Here is a 3,487-nt window from a genome sequence, read left to right on the forward strand (position 1 = left end):
TGTAGTGGTCAAGTTAAATTGGCCACGGTTTTGTATTCAAGCCAGTATCTTCGCTCTGACTCGTTCGGTGTCAGCCCACCGTTATATTGATGCGGTCTAAGCTGACTGTAATACCCCGTCACGTATCGTGATATTTCAACCCGAGCCTCACTGATACTTCGGTAGCCGGTCATCGGTATCCATTCTGTTTTTAAGCTTCTGAAGAAACGCTCCATCGGACTATTGTCCCAGCAGTTTCCTCGTCTGCTCATGCTTTGCTTTATCTGATAACGCCAAAGCTGCTGTCGGAAGCCACGACTCGTATAGTGACTACCTTGATCGCTATGGAACATAAGGTGTTTCGGTTTGCCTCGCGCTTCAAAAGCCATCACTAAGGCTTTACTCGTTAGAGTACTATCAGGCGAATAGGATATGGCCCAACCTATCGGTTTACGGGCAAATAGATCCAGCACGACCGCCAGATAAGCCCAACCTTTGCAAGTCCACACATACGTGACATCGCCACACCACACTTGATTTGGCGCCGTCACTGCAAACTGACGAGCAAGATGGTTAGGGATAGCGACATGTTCTTTATCCGCCTTTTTGTAGCGGTGTTGGGGTATCTGGCAGCTCACTAATCCGAGTTTTCTCATCAACCCTGTCGCGCGATAACGCGTCAATGGTATACCCGCAGTTGTCACCATATTGGCGATGGTTCTTGCACCTGCAGAGCCGTTGCTGGCTTTATGGGCCCCTCGCACCAAGCTATGCAGTTTCACCTGCTCTGAGCTAATAATGCTGGGTCTACCTCGCCAATACTTATAGCTGCTGCGATGAATACCAAATACTGAACAAATAAGTTTTACACTATGGCTCTGCCTGAGTTTCTCGACTAGCGAGAACTGTTCAGTGAGTCTGACATCAAGAGAGCCGTAGCCTTTTTCAAAATAATGTTCTCTTCTTCGATGCGGCGAAGTTTCTTTTCTAACTCACGGATCCGCTGTTGCTCAGGCGTAAGTGGTGAGCCTTTGGGAGAATCGCCTTGCAGTTCCTGTTGGAGCTGTTTTACCCACTTTCGCATGGCTGAATTGCTGACTCCCATTGCGATTGCAGCCTCTGCCACACTGTAGCCTTGCTTTGTTACTAGCTGAGCAGCCTCTAGCTTAAACTCAGCGCTGAATGTCGGTCTTGTGTTCTTCATATCTGCCACCCATTTGCGAAAAGTGAGTCTATCACTTCGTCTATTTAGATGGCCAAATTCACTATGCCACTACACGAGTTCCCAGATAACTGAAATCCAAAGACAATACCGAATGGCCTGGATGCTCTATGCACTGTTGCATATTCTCTGGTTGCGATTACACCTAAATCTCTTGGTGCTAGCTTCTTGAAAGATGTAATTTTTCCAGCGGCGTCGTCAAATTCGGCTTTGGAAAGAGAAGACTTAACTTCAATTATTCCATATACACCCTCAATGGGAAGTATCGAGGTTTTTCCAGCATATAGGACAGGGCAATTTACTGCGTCATAAATTATGATATCGATGGCATGTGAACGTGAGCCTTCTTTTGTAATTACTTCACCTTTAGTCACACCATACCTTTTTGGTAAGTGATTTTTAAGGAAGTCCATCAGAAACTCTTCTCTATTTTCACCTTTGTCTCCGCTATGATTTATAAAGCCGGATTCTTTGAATCTAGCTAACATAGTGGTTTCTATCGAAGAAAATAATTCATTCAAATCCATGCGATGATCTCATCGAAATTTAACATTTTATTAGTGCGCATGCGCGTTTACCTCGTTGGACCAGTGAAAACGCGCACAGTTAACTATTTGTATGTAATGAACTTATCAGCATTTTGCTAAATTCACCATCTGAAAAAACGCGCATGCGCGTTTCCCAAACCTATTATCTAACCTAAGGTTTTTTGTAATTACATGATTTTAATCATATTTATTTATCTTGAAATGTGAAAACGCGCACGAAGTTGGGACAAAAATCGTTATGATTGCAATATGACTGTATGCCCGTCCATCGTTTAGGCTTTTCAACGAAAGACAACATTTGAGTGAAATGAATGAAAATTTGTAGGCGAGAAAGTCTGCGTTTGACTTCGCCACAGACAACGACTCAACTCGTTTGGGGGCAAAAGTGTGTTTTGGATTTTAGCAAAAAGAGTCAGTACTGCTTACTCTGACTCGATATTGAGGTAGCGTTACTTGGTCGAGGATTTGCTCGGCTTTAAGCCCGGAGTGTTTCTTGGAGTTTTTTTGTTGTCACGTCGACGTTGATCTGGTTTACCGGTCGACTTGGCTATTGGTTTTGGCCCTGGTTTCAAACCCATGATTTCATCCTTGTTTATGATGAGGTTATTCCTCGCTGTATACTATTTGGTCAATGCTAATGGTTTTCAAGATGTGTATAAAAAATAATCTAAAAATACGCTTAAGGTTCCTTGGTGGTAACTCATGTTTTGATACGCTATCTAAAATGTACAACGACAAGTTGGAGATACAAGGTGGCTAGAGTTACATCGGGACCGCGAATGCTTACTACCGAAGAGAAACAAGAGCTTCGTCGTGATATAGCAGAATCCTCCGCCTGGGCCAAAGCTGAACTAAAACGTCGACGAGACGTAAAAAATCAAAAAAATTCTGAGCATGGTATCGATAAGGGCCACTTTTCTAACTAGCTGTTATATAGAATTATTTTCTTCTCATTGATCTTCGAGTGGGAAGTGTAGTGCAAGTTAGGACTTACGCGACAACGCAGTCAGAGCAAGAAAAATGGTTCTTGACTGTATCTCATTTGAGATACCTGATAAAAGTCAAGCTAACAGTAGGAGATATAATATAACGATGGTCGCTCAAACATCCATTCTACACATATGTGTAGACGACATAATCCCGGCTTGTCTGTCTTGGATGCTGTACGTATCTTTTTAACCCGCGTATCCAAAGAAGGTGGCTTGTCCGCCTGTTTGACCATTGATCCGGAAGCACACGACAAATGGTTCCGGGCCCAAGTACGCGAAGCCCTGGCCGACACTCAACCGGGCGTACCTCATCGGCAGATTATGGATGAGGTGCAAGCCTTGATCGATAGGAAGTGCCAGTCCTGAACTTGAATGGTCGAAACAAGCCCGCGCCGATTTGCTAGCGATTGTTGATTACATCTCGGACGACAACCCGGGGTGTTAGTATTAAGCTTTAGCCGATTTGTACCATACAAGTCCCTGAGGGATGAATAGATCAACAACCGGCTGCTCCATTCCGGCGTGGATCCCCAAGTTGGTCAGCGCCACAGCAAACTCGGCATAGTGACCACGAGTCGTGCCGCTTTCTTCGCCGTAACGGGCGCCATGGTGCCAAATAGCCAAGTTGCGTTTAATCCCATCTTCAAAGCTCAGCGCATCTTTGTGAATGATCCCCCACAGCGCCAGATGTAGGGTAAAGTAATTGCTGCGGAAGGTAATTTTTTTGCTGGGCTTGGCGGTGTATTCGT

3 protein-coding genes and 1 pseudogene are annotated in these 3,487 nt (G+C 44.7%); 1 reads left to right on the top strand and 3 read right to left on the bottom strand.

Features of this window, described 5'->3' with window-relative positions:
* Nucleotides 1–8: 8 nt before the first annotated feature.
* Both ACMHXE_RS19695 and ACMHXE_RS19700 read right to left on the bottom strand, forming a co-directional pair.
* Nucleotides 9–1,183, bottom strand: a protein-coding gene (locus ACMHXE_RS19695) for an IS3 family transposase (protein ID WP_101095878.1) whose coding sequence is annotated in 2 segments (ribosomal slippage) — nt 9–925 and nt 925–1,183 — 1,176 coding nt in all. Because the reading frame shifts where the segments join, the coding sequence is not laid out codon by codon here.
* 44 nt (nt 1,184–1,227) lie between these two features.
* Nucleotides 1,228–1,728, bottom strand: a complete 501-nt coding sequence (locus tag ACMHXE_RS19700; protein WP_413733157.1) for a DUF6602 domain-containing protein — start codon at nt 1,726–1,728, stop codon at nt 1,228–1,230.
* A gap of 1,142 nt (nt 1,729–2,870) precedes the next feature.
* On the opposite strand from ACMHXE_RS19700, the gene ACMHXE_RS19705 reads away from it, so the two are divergent.
* Complete coding sequence (locus ACMHXE_RS19705; protein WP_413733159.1) at nt 2,871–3,104, top strand: hypothetical protein; 234 nt, start codon at nt 2,871–2,873, stop codon at nt 3,102–3,104.
* A gap of 81 nt (nt 3,105–3,185) precedes the next feature.
* Here ACMHXE_RS19705 and ACMHXE_RS19710 read toward each other — a convergent pair.
* Nucleotides 3,186–3,487: pseudogene (locus tag ACMHXE_RS19710) on the bottom strand (hypothetical protein); the annotation flags it as partial.

The sequence above is a fragment of the Shewanella sp. BJSY2023SW007 genome, from assembly GCF_047314525.1.
In the GTDB taxonomy this organism is placed as follows: domain Bacteria; phylum Pseudomonadota; class Gammaproteobacteria; order Enterobacterales; family Shewanellaceae; genus Shewanella; species Shewanella chilikensis.

Coding starts and splice junctions, on each gene's coding strand:
- ACMHXE_RS19700 (WP_413733157.1), bottom strand. CDS start 1,728: ATGGATTTGAATGAATTATTTTCTTCGATAGAAACCACTATGTTAGCT.
- ACMHXE_RS19705 (WP_413733159.1), top strand. CDS start 2,871: ATGTGTAGACGACATAATCCCGGCTTGTCTGTCTTGGATGCTGTACGT.